Annotated in this window: 20 protein-coding genes; 14 read left to right on the forward strand and 6 right to left on the reverse strand. The window is 56.7% G+C overall.

Annotated features, from left to right (window positions below; all coding sequences use genetic code 11):
- Window positions 1-28: 28 nt before the first annotated feature.
- From treZ to glgX, 3 genes are read left to right on the forward strand one after another with little or no spacing between them, the layout of a single operon-like run.
- Entirely contained in the window at window positions 29-1816 is a 1788-nt protein-coding gene (gene treZ / locus IM299_RS01170; protein WP_193356878.1) for a malto-oligosyltrehalose trehalohydrolase, read from the forward strand.
- Window positions 1813-4281: a malto-oligosyltrehalose synthase gene (treY, locus tag IM299_RS01175; RefSeq protein ID WP_193356879.1), complete on the forward strand. Its 2469-nt coding sequence runs from the start codon at window positions 1813-1815 to the stop codon at window positions 4279-4281. The genes treZ and treY overlap by 4 nt, the downstream gene beginning before the upstream one ends.
- A 15-nt stretch (window positions 4282-4296) precedes the next feature.
- Window positions 4297-6372, forward strand: a complete 2076-nt coding sequence (glgX, locus tag IM299_RS01180; protein WP_028013184.1) for a glycogen debranching protein GlgX — start codon at window positions 4297-4299, stop codon at window positions 6370-6372.
- A gap of 1 nt (window position 6373) precedes the next feature.
- Here the strand turns inward: glgX and IM299_RS01185 are convergent, their stop codons facing one another.
- Window positions 6374-6919, reverse strand: coding sequence for a winged helix DNA-binding protein (locus IM299_RS01185; protein ID WP_041909953.1), 546 nt, complete (start codon window positions 6917-6919; stop codon window positions 6374-6376).
- Window positions 6920-7118: 199 nt separating this feature from the next.
- Between IM299_RS01185 and IM299_RS01190 the strand changes: the two genes are divergently transcribed.
- The 6 genes from IM299_RS01190 (at window position 7119) to IM299_RS01215 (ending at window position 11376) form a co-directional block, all read left to right on the forward strand.
- Window positions 7119-7841 carry a DUF969 domain-containing protein gene (locus IM299_RS01190; RefSeq protein WP_028013182.1) on the forward strand — a complete coding sequence of 241 codons (723 nt, stop codon included), beginning with the start codon at window positions 7119-7121 and terminating at the stop codon, window positions 7839-7841.
- Complete coding sequence (locus IM299_RS01195) at window positions 7838-8824, forward strand: DUF979 domain-containing protein (protein WP_041909955.1); 987 nt, start codon at window positions 7838-7840, stop codon at window positions 8822-8824. The genes IM299_RS01190 and IM299_RS01195 overlap by 4 nt, the downstream gene beginning before the upstream one ends.
- Before the next feature lie 9 nt (window positions 8825-8833).
- Complete coding sequence (locus IM299_RS01200) at window positions 8834-9829, forward strand: DUF2891 domain-containing protein (RefSeq protein ID WP_193356880.1); 996 nt, start codon at window positions 8834-8836, stop codon at window positions 9827-9829.
- A 235-nt stretch (window positions 9830-10064) separates the two neighbouring features.
- The gene (locus IM299_RS01205) at window positions 10065-10457 is read left to right on the forward strand and encodes a polymorphic toxin type 44 domain-containing protein (RefSeq protein ID WP_032623152.1); all 393 of its coding nucleotides are present in this window, start codon (window positions 10065-10067) and stop codon (window positions 10455-10457) included.
- Window positions 10435-10869: a hypothetical protein gene (locus tag IM299_RS01210; protein ID WP_048958227.1), complete on the forward strand. Its 435-nt coding sequence runs from the start codon at window positions 10435-10437 to the stop codon at window positions 10867-10869. The genes IM299_RS01205 and IM299_RS01210 overlap by 23 nt, the downstream gene beginning before the upstream one ends.
- Window positions 10870-10890: 21 nt before the next feature.
- Window positions 10891-11376 (forward strand): type VI secretion system tube protein TssD, encoded by a 486-nt coding sequence (locus IM299_RS01215; protein WP_045354100.1) that lies wholly within the window; start codon window positions 10891-10893, stop codon window positions 11374-11376.
- A gap of 38 nt (window positions 11377-11414) precedes the next feature.
- Here the strand turns inward: IM299_RS01215 and IM299_RS01220 are convergent, their stop codons facing one another.
- Window positions 11415-12818, reverse strand: coding sequence for an MFS transporter (locus IM299_RS01220; protein WP_193356881.1), 1404 nt, complete (start codon window positions 12816-12818; stop codon window positions 11415-11417).
- Window positions 12819-12935: 117 nt separating this feature from the next.
- On the opposite strand from IM299_RS01220, the gene IM299_RS01225 reads away from it, so the two are divergent.
- Window positions 12936-13841, forward strand: a complete 906-nt coding sequence (locus IM299_RS01225) for a LysR family transcriptional regulator (protein ID WP_048958224.1) — start codon at window positions 12936-12938, stop codon at window positions 13839-13841.
- Between the two features lie 81 nt (window positions 13842-13922).
- On the opposite strand, the gene IM299_RS01230 is transcribed toward IM299_RS01225, so the two are convergent.
- Both IM299_RS01230 and IM299_RS01235 read right to left on the reverse strand, forming a co-directional pair.
- Window positions 13923-14831: a LysR family transcriptional regulator gene (locus IM299_RS01230; RefSeq protein WP_193357053.1), complete on the reverse strand. Its 909-nt coding sequence runs from the start codon at window positions 14829-14831 to the stop codon at window positions 13923-13925.
- A gap of 146 nt (window positions 14832-14977) precedes the next feature.
- Window positions 14978-16015 (reverse strand): aldo/keto reductase, encoded by a 1038-nt coding sequence (locus IM299_RS01235; protein WP_045260527.1) that lies wholly within the window; start codon window positions 16013-16015, stop codon window positions 14978-14980.
- A 382-nt stretch (window positions 16016-16397) separates the two neighbouring features.
- Here IM299_RS01235 and IM299_RS01240 point away from each other — a divergent pair, with 382 nt between their 5' ends.
- Entirely contained in the window at window positions 16398-16841 is a 444-nt protein-coding gene (locus IM299_RS01240) for a PACE efflux transporter (protein WP_193356882.1), read from the forward strand.
- A 99-nt stretch (window positions 16842-16940) separates the two neighbouring features.
- Window positions 16941-17312: a VOC family protein gene (locus IM299_RS01245; protein ID WP_028013164.1), complete on the forward strand. Its 372-nt coding sequence runs from the start codon at window positions 16941-16943 to the stop codon at window positions 17310-17312.
- A gap of 57 nt (window positions 17313-17369) precedes the next feature.
- Here the strand turns inward: IM299_RS01245 and IM299_RS01250 are convergent, their stop codons facing one another.
- Window positions 17370-18125, reverse strand: coding sequence for a DeoR/GlpR family DNA-binding transcription regulator (locus IM299_RS01250; protein ID WP_193356883.1), 756 nt, complete (start codon window positions 18123-18125; stop codon window positions 17370-17372).
- Window positions 18126-18211: 86 nt separating this feature from the next.
- Between IM299_RS01250 and IM299_RS01255 the strand changes: the two genes are divergently transcribed.
- Complete coding sequence (locus tag IM299_RS01255) at window positions 18212-18796, forward strand: NUDIX domain-containing protein (RefSeq protein ID WP_193356884.1); 585 nt, start codon at window positions 18212-18214, stop codon at window positions 18794-18796.
- 83 nt (window positions 18797-18879) lie between these two features.
- Entirely contained in the window at window positions 18880-19638 is a 759-nt protein-coding gene (gene tam / locus IM299_RS01260) for a trans-aconitate 2-methyltransferase (RefSeq protein ID WP_193356885.1), read from the forward strand.
- A gap of 6 nt (window positions 19639-19644) precedes the next feature.
- Here the strand turns inward: tam and IM299_RS01265 are convergent, their stop codons facing one another.
- Window positions 19645-20835 (reverse strand): cytochrome c biogenesis protein/redoxin, encoded by a 1191-nt coding sequence (locus tag IM299_RS01265; protein ID WP_193356886.1) that lies wholly within the window; start codon window positions 20833-20835, stop codon window positions 19645-19647.
- Window positions 20836-20913: the final 78 nt, after the last annotated feature.

Genomic DNA, 20913 nt, shown 5'->3' on the forward strand with positions numbered 1-20913 from the left:
TAAAATGTGGGTCATTCGAGGACAATGAATGGAATTCAGGACATTTCAAAAGCAGTGGGGTGCTGAGTTTATTTCCGATGACGTGGTACGTTTTCGCGTCTGGGCAGAAGGACAGAAAGAACTTACGCTACGTCTGGCCGCCACCGACGTGCCGATGACGGCGGTGGGGCACGGCTGGTTCCAGGCAGACGTTTCTGGCGTCACGCACGGTGCAGAGTATCAGTTTGTCCTGCAGGACGGCATGACGGTACCCGACCCGGCATCGCGCGCGCAAAAGGGCGATGTTAACGGGCCATCGGTTGTTATCAATCCCCGACGCTATCAGCCGGTTAACCGGGACTGGGCAGGGCGGCCGTGGGAAGAGACGGTCATTTACGAACTACACGTCGGCACCTTTACCCCGGAGGGCACCTTCCGGGCGGCCATCGACAAGCTGCCCTATCTGGCGGAGCTCGGTATCACCCAGCTTGAAGTGATGCCCGTTTCCCAGTTTGGCGGAACCCGCGGCTGGGGCTACGACGGCGTGCTGCTGTATGCCCCGCACGTTGCCTACGGCACGCCGGAGGATTTTCACGCGTTTATCGACGCCGCGCACGGGCTGGGGCTTTCCGTGGTGCTGGATATCGTGCTCAACCACTTCGGCCCGGAGGGGAACTATCTCCCTCTGCTGTCGCCCGCGTTTTTTGATGCGGAGCGGATGACGCCGTGGGGCAACGGCATCGCTTACGAGCGCGAGCCGGTGAGGCAGTACATCACCGACGCACCGCTCTACTGGCTGACGGAGTACCGTCTGGACGGCCTGCGCTTTGATGCCATCGACCAGATTAAAGACAGCTCCGGGACGCACATTCTGGAGGAGATTGCCGCGAAGATCCGCGAGGCGATCCCGCACCGTCACGTTCACCTGACCACGGAAGACAGCCGCAACGTGATTTTCCTGCATCCGCGCGATGAACAGGGCAACACGCCGCTGTTCACCGCCGAGTGGAATGATGACTTCCACAATGCTGCCCACGTGTTTGCCACCGGCGAAACGCACGCCTACTACCAGGATTTTGCGTGTGAGCCGGAGAAAAAGTTCGCCCGTGCGCTGGCGGAAGGGTTTGTCTACCAGGGCGAGATTTCGCTGCAAACCGGGGAATCTCGCGGGGTGGAGTGCCGTACCCAGCCGCCGCAGTTCTTCGTCGATTTCATTCAAAATCACGATCAGACCGGGAATCGCGCCCAGGGGGAGCGGCTCATCACCCTCGCGGGGGCCGACAGGACGCGGGTGCTGCTTGCCGCGCTGCTGCTCTCTCCCCATATCCCGCTACTGTTTATGGGCGAGGAGTTCGGTGAAACGCATCCGTTCCTGTTCTTCACCGATTTTCACGGCGACCTGGCAAAAGCGGTGCGGGAAGGGCGCGCGAAAGAGTTTACCGGCCACGCCGGGCACGATGAAGCCGTCCCGGATCCGAACGACGTTAACACCTTCGTTCGCTCAAAGCTCGACTGGCATAAGATTGCTACCGACGAAGGGAAAACGTGGCTGCGCTTCACCCGCCACCTGCTGACGTTGCGCCACCGCTATATTGTTCCGCTTCTGCATCAGGGCGGCATCGTTGAAGGCAAGACGATCGAGACCGCGCCCGGCATGGTGGCGGTGAGCTGGCGCTTCCCGTCCGGGACGCTCTCTCTGGCGCTCAATATCGGCCCTAAGCCTGTCGACGTGCCTGCGCTCGCAGGGGAGACGCGCTTCGCCTGGCCGGAGGTAAACGACGTTTTGCCGCCGAACAGTATTGTCGTTCGCTTTGCTGATGGAGACGCATCGTTATGATCCCTTCCGCCACGTACCGTATTCAGTTCCGCAACGGCATGACGTTTGACCGCGCTGTCGAGCTGGTGCCGTATCTGAAAGACCTCGGCATCAGCCACCTCTACGCCTCGCCCGTGTTTACCGCCACAACGGGTTCCACCCACGGCTATGACGTGACCAACCCGAATGAAATTGACCCCGCGATTGGCGGTCGGGAAGGGTTTGACCGCATGGCCGCGGCGCTCAGGCAGGCTGGCATGGGGCTGATTCTGGATATTGTCCCGAACCATATGTCCACCTCGCTGGAAAATGCCTGGTGGCGGGACGTGATTGAATACGGCCAGCAGAGCCGCTATTTCCGCTATTTCGATATCGACGCGTCGCGCCCGCTTACGCTGCCATTTCTCGGCGACACCTTTGATGCGGAGCTGGAGAAGGGTGCCATTACGTTAAAACGTGACCCTGTCACGAATAAAGCCTCTCTGGTCTATTACGACACGGCGTACCCGCTTAATCCGGGCAAGTACAGCGAGGATAAAAGCATCGCCGAACTGCATGAGGCGCAGAGCTGGCGGCTGATGTCCTGGCGGGAAGCGCCGAAGCAGCTCTCATGGCGGCGCTTCTTCGAGATCACCGGTCTTGTAGGCGTACGGGTTGAAGACGAGGCGGTCTTCGACGATACGCACCGTCTCATTCTTGAGCTGGTTCACGCGGGCGTGGTTGACGGCCTGCGCATTGACCATATTGACGGCCTGGCCGATCCGCTGGGTTATTTGCAGAAGCTGCGGCAGGCAGCTGGATCTGACTGTTACATCACGGTCGAAAAAATTCTCGCGAAGGGAGAGCAGCTCCCCACCGACTGGCCGGTTTCCGGCACCACCGGCTACGAGTTTATCGCCTCGCTGGCGGAGGTGCTGGTCGACGACGATAATCTCTCGCGCCTGGAGACAATCCACGACGAGACGCTGGGCGTCACGGTTGATCGCCACGCCGAACTGCGCGATGCCAAGGGTCTGATGACCGATCGTAATTTTGAGGGCGAGTTCACCACGCTGCTAAACCTTGCGGACGATCTGGCCCGCCGCAATGACGTTGCGCTGCCGCGCGAGGAGATCCGCCACGCGCTGCGCGAGCTGCTTATCGCCTTTCCGGTGTACCGCACCTACGGCACTCGCGAGGGATTAACCCCGCCTGATGTGGCGCTGCTTAGCCGCGTGGTCGCTGGCGTAAATACCTCCGAAGCGGCCCTGAGCCTGATTGTGCGCATTCTTACCGGCGATCTGCCGGAAGATTGCCGCGACTGCGCCGCGCTTTTCAGAACTCGCTTCCAGCAGTTGACCGGGCCGCTGATGGCGAAGTCGGTGGAAGATACGCTGTTTTTCCGTCTGAACCTTGAGCTTGCGCTCAATGAAGTGGGCGCTGACCCGACACCGCGCGCGTTCTCGTTATCCCGCTTTCACCAGGAGATGCGCATTCGTCTCGCCCGTCAGCCCGACGCGCTGCTGGGCACCTCCACGCACGATACCAAGCGCGGAGAAGACGCCCGGGCGCGGCTCTACACCCTGACGGAGGCGCCGGAACGCTGGGGAGAAAATCTCGCCCGCTGGCGGCAGATGAACCAGACCCAGGTGCGTTTTCTCAACGACGGCACCGCGCCGAACGCCGCCGATACCTGGATGATCTATCAGGCGCTGGCGGGCGTCTGGCCCGCCACGTTGTCGCCTGACGATGCCGAAGGGCTTGCATCGCTGGAGACGCGTTTCCTCGGCTTCCTTGAGAAAGCGCTTCGCGAGGCGAAGCAGCGCACCGACTGGATCGACAGCAACGAGAGCTATGAGAGCGTGGTGCTGAGCTATGCGCGGCATCTGCTTTCCCCGGATAACGCCCCGTTCCTGCACGATTTCAGCGAGGGGATGCAGCCCTTTATCCGCGCCGGGCTGATGAACAGCCTCAGCCAGACGGTCATCAAGCTGACGGCGCCCGGCGTGCCGGATATCTATCAGGGCAGCGAGGCGCTCAACTTTAGCCTCGTCGACCCGGATAACCGGCGGGAGCCGGACTTCAACGCGCTGGTGCAAAACCTCAGCGCGGCGGATGCTTCAGTGTTTGAACACCCGGCGTGCTGGCGAGATGGCAGGGTAAAGCAGTTTGTCACCGCCACGCTGCTGCGGCTTCGACCGCATTACGACGCGCTTTTCCGCTACGGCGACTGGCTGCCGCTCAAGGTTTCCGGCGAGCGCGAGGAGAACCTGATTGTCTATGCGCGCGTTAAAGACGAGGAGGCGCTGATCGTTGCCGTGCCGCGTCTGGTTTTTGGCATCATCGATAATCATCAGCTGTGGATCAATACCACGGTAGCGATACCCGACGAACTGGCCGGGAAGCGCTATCGGGATCTGTTCAGCGGTGAAAGCCGCATTCTGCAAGAGACGCTGGATTTAACGTCAGAAAAGGGATGTGTACTGGTTCTGCTTACCTGCGAATAATCGTGGAGAACGAAAATGGCAAAGGAAACTACGTTTGAAATTCGGGCCGGTCATGGCCAGCAGTTGGGTGCGAATTATGACGGGAAGGGCGTTAACTTCGCGCTGTTCTCCGCGCACGCGGAGCGGGTGGAGCTCTGTCTGTTTGACCCGTCCGGGAAAACAGAAATCGCCCGGCTGGAGCTGCCGGAGTATACCCATGAGGTCTGGCACGGCTATGTGCCTGACCTGAAACCCGGTGCGCTGTACGGCTATCGCGTCTACGGCCCCTACGATCCGGAAAACGGTCACCGCTTTAACCCGCATAAGCTGCTTATTGACCCGTATGCCCGTGAACTGGTGGGCGATATCGACTGGAACGACGCCCATTTCGGCTATGAGTTGGGGCATGACGAACTGGATCTTAGCTTCGATACGCGGGACAGCGCGCCGTTTACGCCGAAATGCAAGGTTATCGACCCGAACGCTTTCGACTGGCAGGACAACAACCGGCCAAACGTGCCCTGGCCACATACCGTCGTCTATGAGAGCCACGTGAAGGGCTTTACCCAGATGAACCCGGCCATCCCGCCCGAGCTGCGCGGGACGTTCGAGGGGATGGGACACAAAGCCTCGGTCGACTACATCAAAAGCCTCGGTATTACCTCAGTGGAGCTGCTGCCCGTTCACTGGTTCCCGGACGACCAGCATCTGCTCGACCGTGGCCTGAAGAACTTCTGGGGCTATAACACGCTCGGCTTTTTTGCTCCGGCGTCGCGCTACTATGGCCCGGCGGGGATCCAGGGCTTTCGCGACATGGTGCGCGCCTATCATGACGCGGGCATTGAGGTGATTCTGGACGTGGTCTACAACCACACGGCGGAAGGTAACGAGCTGGGGCCAACGCTTTCATTCAAGGGCATTGATAACTACAGCTACTACCGCACGCTGCCGGACCAGCACCGGTATTACATTAATGACACCGGGACGGGGAACACGGTGAATACCTCGCACCCGCGCGTGCTGCAGATGGTGATGGATTCCTTGCGCTACTGGGCCGAATCCATGCACATTGACGGTTTTCGTTTCGACCTGGGGACGATTCTGGGCCGCGAACCTGAGGGGTTCGATCCGCGCGGGGGCTTTTTCGACGCCGTTACCCAGGATCCGGTGCTCTCTAAGCTCAAGCTGATTGGCGAGCCCTGGGATATTGGCCCCGGCGGCTATCAGGTCGGTGGCTTCCCGCCAGGCTGGGGAGAGTGGAACGACAAATACCGCGATACCGTGCGCGAGTACTGGAAGGGGGACAACGTCTCGACGGACTTTGCCGCGCGTCTGCTGGGCTCCGGGGATCTGTACGATCTGCGCGGGCGTCGCCCGTGGGCCAGCGTCAACTTTATCACCGCCCACGACGGCTTTACGCTGAATGACCTGGTGTCGTACAACGAGAAGCACAACGCCGACAACGGTGAGGACAATAACGACGGGCATAACGATAACCGGTCGTACAACTATGGCGAAGAAGGGCCGACGGAGAACCCGGACATTATCGCCACCCGCGAACGGCAGAAGCGTAATTTCCTGACCACGCTGCTTTTCTCCCACGGTACGCCGATGCTGCTGGCGGGGGACGAGTTTGGCCGCACGCAGAAGGGCAACAACAACGGCTACTGCCAGGACAGCGAGATCTCATGGATCGACTGGAAGGGGCTGTCCGAAAACGACGCGGCGCTGCGCGAGTTCACCCGCCGGCTCATTGCCCTGCGCGCGCAGCAGCCGCTGCTGCGTCGTGAGAGCTGGCGCGACGGGCTGGAGATCCGCTGGTTCAATGCCGGAGGCGGTCCGCAGCAGGCCGAGCAGTGGGATGAAGGCTCAACGCTCGGGGTCTCCATCAGCAGGCCGGATCTTCAGCAGGAGGACGGCATCTGGCACGACGTGCTGATGCTGTTCAATCCGTTTGAAGGCACCGTGCCGTTCCAGATCCCGCAGTTTGGCGAAGGGGGATGGGTGCTGGAGCTGTCTACGGCGGATGACGCTGCCGCCGGGACAGCGTTCACCGAAACCGTAGAGTACGAACTGGCCGGACGCAGCATTACCCTGTTCAGACGTCCGTAATTCAGAGTGATGCCGCCGCGCGGGCGGCGGTGTCATACAGGGAGGAGATCGCGCGTAGCAGCTGCGCGGTTTCGCCGATGGATTTCCCGGAAATGCCGCTCTCCGCATGAATGGCGATCAGACACGCTTCGCGCACGTCCCGGTACTTCATGCACAACGCTTTCCCTTCCTCTGTGGTGGAGAAAAAGAGCTCTTTACCCGCTTTCTCGCTCGTCACGTAGCCCGCTTTAACCAGCTTTTTCAGGGCATAGGTCACTACATGCGTATCTTCCACGTTGAGAACAAAGCAGATATCGGCCAGCTTTTTCTTGCGGTCGCGGTGGTTCACGTGATGCAGCAGCGAAACGTCAAAAGCGCCCATATCCGGCTCTCCGGCTGCGGCCATGCAGCGCACCATCCACTTGTTAAACGCGTTGCCGGTCATGATCAGCGCGTACTCCAGCTCTGACAGTTCCGCGCAGCGCTCCGACACCAGATGGCGGGAGGAGACGATCCGGCCATCGTTGATATCATTGCAATCGGGTGAAGCACTCTTTTTCGAGGTCATAACGTTCCTTAGCCAGAAATGTAAACTCGTCGATAAAATAAGAACATTTTATTGATAATTTGTTTACATGTTTTTGAGGTTCAGATATAGCTTTTTAGCGCAGGTTTTGTGAAGCCTGACGAAAAACACAACATCGCTCGCCGCAAATTAAAAAAATAGCCGTCGGCGCGCAACGCTCACTTTCGATAGGGTAAACGTTATGGACGGTACTACGCTGTTGCCGCTGATCGGGATACCGATCGTGGTCATTGGTTTTGCACTGCGCTTCAACCCGCTGCTGGTCGTTGTGGTGGCGGGGCTGGCAACTGGCCTGCTGGTCGGGATGGATTTCGGGATGCTGCTGGAGACCTTTGGCGAGAAGTTCGTCAATAGCCGATCGCTGGCGACCTTCATCCTGATCCTGCCGGTAATTGGTCTGCTGGAATATTACGGGCTTAAAGAGCGCGCCCAGGCCTGGGTGGCGAAGATCGCCAGCGCCACCTCGGCGCGTATTCTGATGCTCTACTTCGTGGCGCGTGAAGGCACCGCCGCGCTGGGGCTGATGTCGCTGGGCGGCCATGCCCAGACGGTACGCCCGCTGCTGGCCCCGATGGCCGAAGGGGCAGCGCTGAACGAATACGGCGAACTGCCGCAGCACATTCGCGACAAAATCAAGGCCCATGCCGCGGCGTGCGACAACATCGCGGTCTTCTTTGGGGAAGATATCTTTATCGCCTTCGGTGCGGTGCTGCTGATTGACGCGTTTCTGAAGGAAAACGGGATCGAAGGGATCGAGCCGCTGCATATCGGCCTGTGGGCCATTCCCACCGCCATTGCGGCATTGATTATTCATATGACGCGCCTGCTGCGCCTGGATGCCAGCATCCGCCGCGACGTCATGGCCTGGCGTGCAGAGCAGGGTACGCAGGGGGCCGCGCAATGATGACGCTTATCACCATTAATCGCGTGTATTACCTGATCGGCTTTGTTGTGATGCTGCTGGTTGTCATGACCCTGCGCGACCGCGCTAATCCGAAGCGTTTTACCACCGCGCTGTTCTGGTTTTTATTCGGCGGGATCTTCCTGTTCGGTGACCTGATGGTTCAGGAGCTGGGCAAATCGCTGGCATACCGGATCGTTGGCGGTTGCGTTATCGCTATCGCGCTGCTGGCGGGTTTTGGCCTGGTCGGGAAAGGCCACTATAAAATGGCCTCCGACGAGGAGCGCATTGCCTCGTCAAACCGCCTTAAAAACTGGCTGTTCCTGCCCGCGCTGATGATCCCGGTGGTGACGGTAATCGGGACGCTGTTCCTGAAGGGGGTGTCGATTGGCGGCGTTTACCTTCTCGACCAGAAACAGCTCACTCTGGCGGCGCTGTGCGTGGCCTGCGTCGCGGCGATTCTCACCGGCTGGTGGCTGACCAAAGGCACGCCGCTGCACGCCATTCGCCAGTCACGTCGTCTTGTCGATACCATCGGCTGGGCGGTGATCCTGCCGCAGATGCTGGCCATGCTCGGCGGCGTGTTCGTGGCGGCCAATACCGGTGATTCGGTGCAGAAGGTGGTGAGCCTGTTCGTGAACCCGGACAGCCGCTTCATGCTGGTGGTCATTTACTGCGTGGGGATGGCGCTGTTTACCATGATCATGGGTAACGCCTTTGCGGCTTTCCCGGTGCTGAGCGCGGGGATCGCCTTGCCGTTCCTGATCAACGTGCATCACGGCAACCCGGCGCCGCTGCTGGCGATCGGCATGTACGCGGGCTACTGCGGCACGCTGATGACGCCGATGGCCGCGAACTTCAATATCGTTCCCGCCGCGCTGCTGGAGCTGAAAGACAAATATCAGGTGATCAAGATCCAGATCCCGACCGCGTTAACCCTGCTGGTGGTGAACGTGTTCCTCATGTATTTCCTCGTGTTTCGCTAAGGAGCTGTTATGGAATTGACGCAACATCAGGCTGACGCGTTTGCCCGCATGCCTTTAACCTATTTGCGCCAGGAATACCCGAACCACATCATGCATCTGCTGAATGATGACGGTGACGTTCTGCCGCCTCGCGAGCTGCACCCGATTTTCTATGGCTGTTTCGACTGGCATTCGGCGGTGCACGGCTACTGGCTGCTGCTGCGCTGCGTGCGCCTCTATCCTGATCTACCGTGTCGGAATGACATCGTCGCGCTTTTCGACGAGCATCTGACCGACGAGAATGTGGTGAAGGAACTGGCCTATTTCACCGCGCCGTTCCGCGCCTCGTTTGAGCGGCCGTATGGCTACGGATGGCTGCTGGCGCTGGCCCAGGAGCTGAAACAATCGTCGCTGCCGCAGGCCGCAGGCTGGTACCAGACGCTGGAGCCGCTAACCCAGGATATTGGCAACCGGCTGGTGGATTACCTCAGCAAGCTAACCTATCCGATCCGCGTCGGAACGCACTACAACACGGCGTTTGCCCTCGCGCTGGGGCTGGATTACGCCCGAGCCGTGGAAGATAGCGCGCTTGAGCAGGCGATTGTGACGGCGGCGGAGCGGTTTTATCTCGCCGATACGCGCTACCCGGCCCATTACGAGCCGGGTGGCGATGAGTACATCTCTGGTGCGCTGACGGAGGCGCTGCTGATGAGCAAGGTGGCTGAAGACTTCCCGGCCTGGTTTGACGCGTTTCTGCCGAGTATCGGCTCCATTGCGGCGCTGATGAACCCGGCGGAAGTGAGCGACCGTACCGACCCGAAAATTGCCCATCTGGATGGGTTAAACCTCAGCCGCGCCTGGTGTATGAAGCATATTGCGAAAGCGCTTCCAGCCAGCCACCCGGCGCAACCGGCATTGCGCGAGGCGGTGACGAAACATCTGGCCGCAAGCGTCGGGCATGTGGTCGGCAGCCACTATAGCGGCGGGCACTGGCTGGCGAGTTTTGCGCTGCTGGCGCTGGAGTAAACAAACGCGCCGTCTTTCTTGCCGGGTGGCGCTGCGCTTACCCGGCCTACATTGTGCAACGCTTGCCTGTAGGCCTTGCCGGGCGCAGCCTACATTTCTTTGATTTTTAATGCGATTAATACCTTAGTCGGATATTTTCCCGTCATTTCTCTGGAAACAGATATCTTTTTTACCATCGCAAAAGTGTACGATACGCGGCCACATACCCAATACCCACAGTGGATGGATGGTTAATATGGCTGTTATACCTTTGTTGCCTAAAGAAGGAATCGCACTTGTGTTGGCAAACATGAGGATTGCAAGAGCGCATGGTATGAGTAGAAACATGGCTATCCCTACGACCTATCTTTGGTTTTATCAAAAAGTAAGAAATAAGGGGCCGTGGGATTACAAGCAAGGACACCCGGAGTTAGCAAATTTTGGGAACTTCAATTATGGTTCGGCTGGCTATGCTGCCGGGATACCATCAGAAACGCTATTGATGGGTGCTGGATGGGCGCAGGAAAGAGCTAAAACCTCCAAAAAGAAATGGGGACACTGGTATCAAAAACCGCCTTATGGGGATGATCCTCACGATCAGTTTTGGATAAGGCAAGGTATAGAATATGCAAAGAAATACGGTTATTAAACGGCTTCATTGCTTACTCACAACGATTCTATTGCTCGTTGTTTGTGGGTTTCTGACATATCAATACTATTTTAACGCACCTTCTCACGATAGTTTTGTCAGCAAACAGAAACTCTCTGATTCCGTCACACTGTACATAACTAAGTATGATGATGGAGGCGCTACGGTGTCGGATGTTTACCGCTTCTATTTAGATAAAGACAACAGCGGGAACATTATGAAAGCCCTTGAAGATCGATCACCATTCCTTGAAGCCAATACAAGCAATGTTACTGCTTCAGCTTATGGGAACACGGTAAATGTAAAAATCACCGGCAAGGTTTATTCATTCACTAATTCTGATCTGTTCTATGCAGATGGTGTAGCGATCATGCCTGTAATTAACCTCATAGCCAATGGAATAAGAGATTAAGTAACATAAGGAGTTATAGAAATGGCTGTACCAGTACACCTCTTTTTGAAAGACGATGGCGGAGCAATGATCCGTGGCGGTTCTGATGTTGCAGACCGTGAAGGAAGTATAGAGCTCAGAGATCTGATTCATAACCTGAGCATTCCAACAGATGATGCAACGGGTAAACTCACAGGTACAAGGCAACACTCTGCTTTCAGTCTCACAAAAGCAATTGATTCATCTTCACCCTATCTATACAAAGCTGTGGCTACAGGTCAAACGCTTCATAGTGCTGAATTAAAGTTCTACCACATCAATGATGCTGGTCAGGAAGTGGAATACTTCAATATCCTTATGGAAGGGGTGAAGGTCATTTCAATAACTCCAATAATGCATGATACAAGAGATTGTCCCGGTACTGGTCACATGGAAAATGTATCTTTGCGATATGCAAAAATCACATGGAAAATTCTGGACGGAAATATTCAGTACACTGATGCGTGGAACGAACGCCCTGCAGCGTAGGCGTAAAAACGAGCAGCGCCGAGAGGCGCTGCAACAATTTACGCGGATGCCCGAACCGCAGGGCGCAGCCTGCTCAGGCTGAATACCACCGAACCCGTCGAGGCGATGACGGCTAGCCACAGTGCAACCTGGATAGCATGTTGATGGTCCCATCCTGCCGCTGCTCCCAGCAGAACCCCCACCACGGCGGCGCCGAGACACTGGCCGAATGTCCTCACAATCGACAACACGCCGGAAGCATAGCTGGCATATTCCCGCGCGACGTTAGCGAGCATTTCCCGGTTATTGGGGCTCTGGAAGCAGCCAAATCCAATACCGCATACCAGACTGCGCAGACAGATATTCCACACGGAAGGATTCTCCGGCAACGTGGCCAGCAGGACCAACCCACCGACAAAGACGATCAGCCCGAGGGTCGAGATCAGCGGCGCGGAGATCGTATCCGCCCAGCGACCCGCGTGCGGCGCGATCAGCACGATGCCCATTGGCCACGGGGTAAACAGCAGCGCCGACACCACCGGGCTGTAGCCATACACGCTCTGAAACAGGAACGGCAGCGCGACAAACGTGATCCCCTGGCTCACAAACGAGGCCAGCGAGGTCAGCGCGGCAAGGGTGAAGCGCCCGTTTTTGAACATCACCGGTGGCAGTAACGGATGTTGCGCGCGCCGGATACGCCAGGTAAAGGCGAAGGCGCTGACCAGCGCGAGAACGTCCCAGCAGACGGCCTGCCGGTTAATGTGCTCCGTCACGTGCTGAAGGCTGTCGGCCATCATGATCGCCGAACCTAACAGGACGGCGGAGAGCACGGCGCCCGGCGCGTCAAAGGGAGTGCGGTCAACGGCCGATTCCCGCGGCAAGGCCCGCCATGCCAGCAACAGGGCAATACTGCCCGGAACAAGGTTAATAGCGAACAGCCACTGCCAGCTCAGCGCGTCCAGTATCGTTCCCCCCAGTACAGGGGCAATCGCCGTGCTGGAGGCGATAAGCAGGGCGTGCACCCCCAGAATACGGCCCAGCAGTCGCCCCGGAAAAACGGACCGCAGGATCGCCGGGGCGATACTCAGGGTAGCCGCGCCGCCGATGCCCTGCAGAATACGCATCCCGATCAGCATGTCGGGCGTTTTCGCCAGCGCGCAGCCGAGCGAGGTGAGCGTAAAGGTGGCAAGCCCGGCAAGAAAAACCTGTCGAAAGCCCACGCGCGCCGCCAGCGCCGCGAAGATGGCCAGCGTCATTGCCGCCGATAGTAGATAACCGTTGGCAAACCACACCGCAACGTTCGCGGGGACCTGCATCGCCCTTGCCATGGAGGGCAGCGCGATGTTGATCATGGTGCCGTCAAAGACGCCCATCAGCGTGGTGGTCATGACGGCGGCCATCACCCGGGCGCGTTCATGACTGGGTAAGCCTTCATCGCCGGGCTGGTTTGAAAAGAGCGTCATCGTCGTTACTCCGCATAAGAATAGTGATGACGAAACTATAATCATGAGGTATACAGGGCGGAAGACGCAGTACTTGCACTTTATCGTTGCATAAGACGCCTTATCTGAGGAGCCATCGTGTCCGATCCTGACTTTAACCTTCTGGTTGCGCTCGACGTTCTGCTGGCCGAAGCCAGCGTGGCTGGCGCGGCGCGGCGCTTAAACCTGAGCACCTCCGCCATGAGCCGCACCCTGAGCAGGCTGCGGGAGGTGACAGGCGATCCTATCCTGGTGCGGGCTGGTCGGCAGATGGTGCTGACGCCCTGGGCCGAAGCCACCCGGGATCGGGCCAGAAGTGCCGTGCATGAGGCAAGGGCGGTACTGCAACCCTCCACGGAAACGCTGAATGTTGAGCGTATGGAGCGCCTGTTCACCATCCGAGCCAACGACGGCTTTGTGGTGGCGTTTGGGCCACTGCTCATTGCCGCAGTGGCGGCGGTGGCGCCCGACGTCTGCATTCGCTTTTCGCCGAAACCTGAGAAAACGTCGCGCTATCTGCGAGAGGGGCTGGTTGACCTGGAGATCGGCGTGCAGAGCAATATGGGGCCTGAAATTCGTCTGCAACGGCTCTTTCAGGACCGGTTTGTGGGCGCGGTGCGCCAGGGGCATCCGCTGGCCTCGCTGTCGTCAGTCAGCCTGGAGGATTATGTCGCCTGGGGGCACGTGGTGGCCTCGCCCGACGGCTCGTTACACGGATTTGTCGATGAGGCGCTGGCGGAACGCGGGATGAAGCGCAAAATTGCCAGCGTGGTGCCAGGGTTTCCGACGGCGTTATCGGTGGCGCTGGTCTCCGATCTCGTTGCCATGGTGCCGGCGCTCTATCTGCTCAATCAGCCGATGACCGAGCGCGTGCACGTCTTTGAACTGCCGTTTAAAACCCGGAGTATTACGGTGTCACAGATGTGGCATCCGCGCATGGAAAAGGACCCGGCGCATCGCTGGCTCAGAGAAAAGGTGCTGGAGGTGTGCCGCGCTGTACGCTGACGGCTCAGGCCACTTTTTTCGGCACGGAGAGAATGAAGCGCGTCGATACCGCATCCTATTGTCCCGTATGGAAGCGCTATTTCACAACCCCAGCGGCCTGGCCTCCTGTATGAACTCAATCAGAAGGCGAAGCCCGGTCGGCAGTTGCCGGCGGCTTGAATAATAGATATAAAAACCTTCCTCCAGCGGGGACCATTCCGTAAGCACCAGGCGGAGCCGTCCATCCTTCACATAGGGTGCAACAAGAGGCTCCGGAAAATACATCAGGCCGGCCCCGCCTAATACGGCCACAAGACCCGTTTCAGCCTGGTTGACCGTCACTGAGCCAGGCACAGTGATTTGGTACGTTTCGCCGTCTCGCTCAAGTTCCCAGCGATAAATCCGATCATCGCCGAGACGATTGTTTATACAGCGATGGTGTAATAAATCATCCGGATGTTCAGGCGTTCCGTAACGTTCAAGGTAGTCAGGGGATGCGGCGATAACCCAGCGAATATCGGCAGATAAACGCCGGGCAACCATGTCTTCCGGGACGGTGCCACCATAGCGGATACCGGCATCGAAGCCCGCATCAGTGACGTCAACCATACGGTTATTGGCCACAATATCGATTTCAATATCGGGATAGCGATCCATAAACGCGGGCATAACCGGTGCAAGCAAAAGATTGGCCGCTTCAACGGCTGCATTGATGCGGATACGCCCGGTAGGCGTATTACGATACCGGTTAAGCGATTCAAGCGCGCCTTCTATCTTGTCGAAAGGCTGAAGGACAGACTGAACCAGTTCTTCACCTGCAGCCGTAGGGGTAACGCTCTTGGTCGTGCGATTAAGCAGGCGAACCCCGAGCCGGGTTTCCAGTCCCTTCAGGGCATGACTAAGCGCTGATGCACTGACACCTAATTCAATCGCCGCACGGCTGAAACTGCGATGGCGTGCAATAGCCATGAAATAAATGAGATCGGCGACATCAGCTCTGCTTATTTGCATACAGAATCGTTTTCCTTGTGCGTTAAGGCCCGAATGCGTTGATACGGAAATGATATACACCATAGACCGACCAGGGCTAATCCGTTGCTGAATTTTTTTCACAAGTCCATCCACTCACCGAACCAACGCCGGGCCAGGGTAGGGCATTAACAGTCCTGTATTGCTGAAGGCGGCGTGAGTGAAGGTGGCGTATCCGGAAGCGGGGGAATGATCCCGTCGACGGGGTGCGGCAGATAGCGTGCCTCGAGTTCCATGATTTCGGCATCGCTAAGTGAAAAGTCCAGCGCGCTGATAGCCGTGGAAAGATGTTCTGGTTTCGTCGCGCCGATGATCGGTGCTGTGATGACCGTTTTTGATAGCAACCAGGCAATTGCAACATGGGCTCTTGGCACATGGTGCTTTTCAGCAATGCTGGCAACAACATCAATAACGGGCTTATCCAGAAGGGCTGCGTTCTCATACATTTTTAACGCAAAGGCATCGTTTTGCGTTCGTCGGGACGTGACACTCCAGTCGCGCGTGAGCCTGCCGCGTGCCATCGGACTCCAGGGGATCACACCAACGCCCTGGTCTTCACACAGGGGCAGCATCTCGCGCTCTTCTTCCCGGTAAAGCAGGTTGTATTGCGGTTGCATCGTAATAAATCGGGTCCAGCCGTTACGCTCTGCCGTATGCTGCATTTTTGCAAAGCGCCAGGCTTCCATAGATGATGCGCCGATGTAACGTACTTTTCCTGATTTAACGAGGTCATGCAGAGCCTCCATGGTCTCTTCAACAGGCGTGGAGTGGTCAAAGCGGTGAATCTGAAAGAGATCCACGTAATCCATGCCTAAGCGCATCAGGCTATCGTCAATAGACTGAAAAATGGCCTTGCGGGAAAGAAACCCGGTATTGGGTGAGTTGCGCCACGGAAAGAAGGTCTTTGTCGCCACAACGATCTCATCGCGTCTGGCCATTTCTCTCAGCGCTTTTCCAGTGATCTCTTCAGAACTTCCGCCCGAGTAGATATTCGCGGTATCAAAAAAATTAATGCCCGCTTCAAGCGCCTGACGAATGAGCGGACGTGACGCCTTTTCATCCAGGGACCAGGGTTGAGGCAAGCGTTCAGGTTCACCATAGCTCATACAACCGAGACAAAGACGGGAGACTTGCAAACCGCTACGACCCAGATTCACATACTTCATTCTATGTTCCTTCTTTTATTGCCAGCAATTCTGTATGTGACAGGGTATTGCACTGACATGAAGGGAACCAGCATGCGCCATCGAATGGTGTTATGAGTTTTTTTCACAGATGGGCGTAATCGTCAGTGGGTTTTACATACAAACTGCGTGGCCAACGGTGAATCCTCAAGACTGAGGAGGGATACCTCCTGAGGCACGGCAACATTCTTATTTAACATAATATACATTATGCGCACCAACGTAATACCATTCAAAATCTGCCTTTCTACGGTCGTGATTGCCCCTGGTCATTGATAGCTTGTGAAATCCCAACTTCTACGTTTATCCAACGTTAAAAGACGTTTGATATACTCCTGGCTTTGACCACCGCTGCTGTAGACTTATGGAAATCGAACTCAATAAAAGCTTTAAAGAAAGGATTTTCCACGCTGTCATTTTTGAAGTGACGGCCAACGTTATCATCGCGCTGTCTCTTGCGTGGCTGATGAACGTTTCGGTACTCCAGTCGGGTTCGTTGTCGGTGATATCTGCACTTACCGCAACGGTCTGGAATTTTGTCTTCAATAAGCTCTTTGACTCCCTGCAGAAAAAACATCAGTTCCAACGAACGTTTCTCGTTCGCGCCATCCATGCAGTTGGGTTTGAAACGGGCCTTATCATCTCCTTAATCCCTGTGGCCATGTTCATGCTGAATTTGACGATCGCGGAGGCATTTTTTGTTGAGATTGGCCTTGTACTGTTTTTCCTGCCATACACGATGCTTTTTAACTGGCTCTATGATTATCTGCGTTGGACATTCGTAGGGAGTAAACGGTCTGCTTTGTAGCGAGTATTGATATCGGTCACATTCACAACCCCTTGATCGTATTGGACTCCACTCTCTTTCTATACTTCTCATTTCACCATCACTTTTGAGGAGTCCATAATGTTTGATCATGTAAAATTCGGCGTCAGCGATTATGAGAAAAGTAAAACCTTCTTCCTCATGTCGCTTCAACCGCTCGGTGTCGAACTCGTCGATGAAGGCTCTCCTGACTATGGCGTCGAAATGAGTTCCGGCGATGTTTCTCTTTGCCTTTTTCAGTCGAATGATAAACCCGCTCCGCTTCATCTGGCCTTTGTGGCCACGACACGCCAGCAGGTTGATGACTTTTACCATGCCGCGCTGCGCGCAGGCGGACGCGACAATGGCGCACCGGGATTACGCTCCTACGGTAAAAATTACTATGCCGCATTTGTCATTGCGCCTGATGGTCATAATATCGAAGCGGTATGCCATGCCCCCGAAGAAAGATAACTTAATTTCACCCGCTTGCGAGTACCCGCGCCAGCCAGTTTTCTGGCTGGCTCACGCTCAGGCCAATACGACCGATACCCCTTTTTCCGATACCGCATTGACCCAGTCGCGGTCGGTATCGCCTTCGACGACAATCGTATTCGCCAGCGCCACATCGCCAATAACAAATGATGACGCCGTATTTATTTTTTCCGGCGACGCCAGGACAACCGTCTCGGCGGCTCTGCCGGAAAATGCACGTTTGATGCACGCCTCTTCGAAATCTCCGGTCGTCAGCCCTGCTTCCGGATGGATACCGGTCACGCCCATAAAGAACAGATCCGCATGAATGTTTTCGATACCTTCGACGGCCGCCGCGCCGACGGCGACAATCGAGTGTTTATACAAACGGCCGCCGATCAGAATCACCTCGATGGAAGGATGATTAACAAGCCCCAGGGCAATGCTCGGACTGTGCGTCACCACGGTAATACGCAGGTCACGCGGTAAAAAAGCGATCAATTCTGAAGTGGTCGTTCCACCGTCAACGATCACCACCTGGCCCGAAGAAATCAGCTGCGCCCCCTTCTGCGCCACCTTTCTTTTGGCATCCATTTTAACGGACTGTCGTTCCGCGAAAGGCACAGTAGCGGAAGACGACGGCAGCGCGCCGCCGTGAACCCGCTGTAAACGCCCTTCTGCCGCCAGCTCGCGCAAATCGCGTCGGATGGTGTCTTCAGAGACGTCGAAGAGAACGCTAAGTGCTTTAGACTGGACCTGTCCTTCGGCGCCGAGCTTTTCAAGGATCAACTGTTTTCGCTGACTGGTGAGCATGATGTATTCCTGATGTTGCATGTTTAATCTTGAAAATGCACGATAATGCTGATATTGATAGTTACTCTACGTAAGGAGGACGAAACGTGCAATCAAAACGTGCAGATGTGCGCATCATTGACAGTGAAACCCTGTCCGATAACTGGTACTTACTTAAAAAATATACCTTTGACCTGCAAAGACGCGATGGCGAATGGCAGCGGCAAACGCGTGAAGTTTATGACCGGGGGAACGGCTCTACGATCCTGCTCTACAACCGTGACCAAAAAACCGTGATTCTGACCCGCCAGTTCCGCTTCCCGGTCTTTATTAATGGCCATGAGGACGACCTGATTGAGGCGGCGGCCGGCCTGCTTGATAACATGGATCCGGAAAGCCGCATTAAAGCAGAGGCGGAAGAAGAGACCGGGTTTAACGTGTCGAGCGTGCAGAAAATCTTTGAAGCCTACATGAGCCCAGGCTCCGTCACGGAGAAACTCTATTTCTATCTTGCCGAGTATCAGCCGAAGGACAAAACCAGCGCAGGCGGCGGTATCAAAGCGGAGGGAGAAGATATCGACGTGCAGGAAATGCCCTTTGAAGAGGCCTTGCGGGGAATTGAAACGGGCAAAATCGTCGACGGAAAAACCATCATGCTGCTCTACCATATTGCACTGAAAGGCATTCTGTAACCTGCCGCTCGCCCGACGCCTGTCCCGGTGCAGGTGTCGGCCTGTGCTATCCTTGCTGAAACACGCAAAACGGAGATCTAAAGATGGCCGACTGGAACCCTTCGCTTTATCTGCAATACGGCGCTGAACGAACGCGCCCTGCCGCCGAGCTGCTTGCCAGAATTCCCCTGAGTGACGTTGCCACCATCGCCGATTTGGGCTGCGGGCCGGGAAACAGCACCGCGCTGTTGCAGCATCGCTGGCCAAAAGCGCAGATTGTCGGCGTCGATAACTCACCGGCTATGCTGGAAGAGGCGCGCAGCGCACTGCCCGACTGTCAGTTCGTTGAGGCCGATATCCGCCAGTTCAGGCCAGGCCAGCCGTTGAACCTCATCTATGCGAACGCATCCCTACAGTGGATACCTGACCATTACGATCTCCTGCCGCATCTGGCGTCACTGCTCACGCTCAATGGCATGCTGGCGATCCAGATGCCGGACAACTGGCTTGAACCCACGCATGTGGCGATGCGTGAAGTGGCGCTGGAGCAAGGCTACCCGGACCGTGGCCGCGAGCCGCTGCCTGGCGTGCATGCCTATTACGATATTTTATCGGAGGCCGGCTGCGATGTGGATATCTGGCGGACAACCTATTTCCATAAAATGAGTTCGCACCAGGCCATTATTGACTGGGTCAGCGCGACCGGTTTGCGCCCGTGGCTCCAGGAACTGAACGAGAGCGAGCAGCAACGTTTCCTGAAACGCTACCATGAACTGCTGGAAGAGCAGTATCCGCTCCAGGAAAACGGGCAGATACTGCTGGCTTTTCCTCGACTGTTTATGGTTGCCCAGCGTCAGCCCTGAACGGCGCTATGAACGGGCCTCTTTGAGCAGCTGCTGGATAACCTTTTCCTGCTGCTCATAATTCCCTTCGCCAAACGAGGTATAGCGTAGCTGACCTTTAGCATCGAAATAGTAGTGCGCGGGCCAGTACTGGTTGCCGAAAGCGTTCCAGATCTGATAGTTGTTGTCCGTCACAACCCGGTACGGCAGCTGCCATTTATTTACCGCGTTTTTCACCGAGGCGATCGGTTTCTCCCAGGGGTATTCAGGCGTGTGTACCCCTATGACGACCAGGCCCTGAGACTGGTATTTTGTTGCCCAGTCGCGTACGTGCGGAAGCGTATGCTGGCAGTTAATGCAGTCCCAGGTCCAGAAATCGATCAGTACCACCTTCCCGCGGAGTGATTCAGACGTGACAGGGTCACCATTTACCCACCCTGTTCCACCGCTTAATGAAGGCAGCTGGCTGCTGGGCTCGGTCATGACGACCGGTTGAAGCTTCGCCGGTTGCGCGGCGGGCTTTGCCAGATTCAGCAGCGCGGTTTCAAGACGATTAGCGACGCCGTTTGCGCCTTGCAGAGCAGACGTCATCCCCGTTGCGTTAAAGACAACGGCCGCTAACATCACCACGCCTGCCCCCTGACGTATTTTTTCCATCAGCGCCGATCTTGCTCTCAGCGGCGCCATCAGCGTGCGGCCTCCGAAAACGAGCAGGCCCAGCATCAGCGCGCAGCCGCTACCATAGGCGGCCAGCAAGGCTCCTGTGGCAATGGCCGAGTGTCCGGCAATATTGATGCTGAAAATGGCGCCCAGAATCGGTCCCGCGCAGGGAGACCAGAGCAGCCCGACGGCAAGCCCGGCCAGAAAAGCCGATGCCATACCACGCGTTTGCCCGCTTCGGGTGTTGAGGACATTTCCCGCGCTGACTGCCGGCCCGGCGATACGCTGGGCAAAGGCCGGAAAAATTAAGGCCAGCGCGGCCGTGGCCAGGACGATAAGCGCGATCCAGCGCCCGACGATAGTTGCCTCTGCTATCCACTCGCTGGCGACGGTGACGACCATCGCCACCAGGGTGAACATGACGATCATCCCCGCGAGCAGCGCCAGAATATGTCGCCGCTGCCCCTGAAAACCGGCGAACAGGAGAGGAATTACCGGGAGCGTACATGGACTGAGCAGGCTTATCATCCCGCCCAGGAAAGCAATTATCAGAAACATAGATACCTCACAATACAAGTCCTGCGACGCTGCAGTGAGGCTATTTCATCGTGCGGATGTATTCAGGATATGTGTAAA

This window comes from Enterobacter cloacae complex sp. P47BA (genome assembly GCF_014930485.1).
GTDB lineage: Bacteria > Pseudomonadota > Gammaproteobacteria > Enterobacterales > Enterobacteriaceae > Enterobacter > Enterobacter bugandensis.

Excerpts from the sequence above, each read along its gene's own strand:
- treZ (WP_193356878.1), top strand. The coding sequence starts at position 29 with ATGGAATTCAGGACATTTCAAAAGCAGTGGGGTGCTGAGTTTATTTCC.
- treY (WP_193356879.1), top strand. The coding sequence starts at position 1,813 with ATGATCCCTTCCGCCACGTACCGTATTCAGTTCCGCAACGGCATGACG.
- glgX (WP_028013184.1), top strand. The coding sequence starts at position 4,297 with ATGGCAAAGGAAACTACGTTTGAAATTCGGGCCGGTCATGGCCAGCAG.
- IM299_RS01185 (WP_041909953.1), bottom strand. The coding sequence starts at position 6,919 with ATGACCTCGAAAAAGAGTGCTTCACCCGATTGCAATGATATCAACGAT.
- IM299_RS01190 (WP_028013182.1), top strand. The coding sequence starts at position 7,119 with ATGGACGGTACTACGCTGTTGCCGCTGATCGGGATACCGATCGTGGTC.
- IM299_RS01195 (WP_041909955.1), top strand. The coding sequence starts at position 7,838 with ATGATGACGCTTATCACCATTAATCGCGTGTATTACCTGATCGGCTTT.
- IM299_RS01200 (WP_193356880.1), top strand. The coding sequence starts at position 8,834 with ATGGAATTGACGCAACATCAGGCTGACGCGTTTGCCCGCATGCCTTTA.
- IM299_RS01205 (WP_032623152.1), top strand. The coding sequence starts at position 10,065 with ATGGCTGTTATACCTTTGTTGCCTAAAGAAGGAATCGCACTTGTGTTG.
- IM299_RS01210 (WP_048958227.1), top strand. The coding sequence starts at position 10,435 with ATGCAAAGAAATACGGTTATTAAACGGCTTCATTGCTTACTCACAACG.
- IM299_RS01215 (WP_045354100.1), top strand. The coding sequence starts at position 10,891 with ATGGCTGTACCAGTACACCTCTTTTTGAAAGACGATGGCGGAGCAATG.
- IM299_RS01220 (WP_193356881.1), bottom strand. The coding sequence starts at position 12,818 with ATGACGCTCTTTTCAAACCAGCCCGGCGATGAAGGCTTACCCAGTCAT.
- IM299_RS01230 (WP_193357053.1), bottom strand. The coding sequence starts at position 14,831 with ATGCAAATAAGCAGAGCTGATGTCGCCGATCTCATTTATTTCATGGCT.
- IM299_RS01235 (WP_045260527.1), bottom strand. The coding sequence starts at position 16,015 with ATGAAGTATGTGAATCTGGGTCGTAGCGGTTTGCAAGTCTCCCGTCTT.
- IM299_RS01240 (WP_193356882.1), top strand. The coding sequence starts at position 16,398 with ATGGAAATCGAACTCAATAAAAGCTTTAAAGAAAGGATTTTCCACGCT.
- IM299_RS01245 (WP_028013164.1), top strand. The coding sequence starts at position 16,941 with ATGTTTGATCATGTAAAATTCGGCGTCAGCGATTATGAGAAAAGTAAA.
- IM299_RS01250 (WP_193356883.1), bottom strand. The coding sequence starts at position 18,125 with ATGCTCACCAGTCAGCGAAAACAGTTGATCCTTGAAAAGCTCGGCGCC.
- tam (WP_193356885.1), top strand. The coding sequence starts at position 18,880 with ATGGCCGACTGGAACCCTTCGCTTTATCTGCAATACGGCGCTGAACGA.
- IM299_RS01265 (WP_193356886.1), bottom strand. The coding sequence starts at position 20,835 with ATGTTTCTGATAATTGCTTTCCTGGGCGGGATGATAAGCCTGCTCAGT.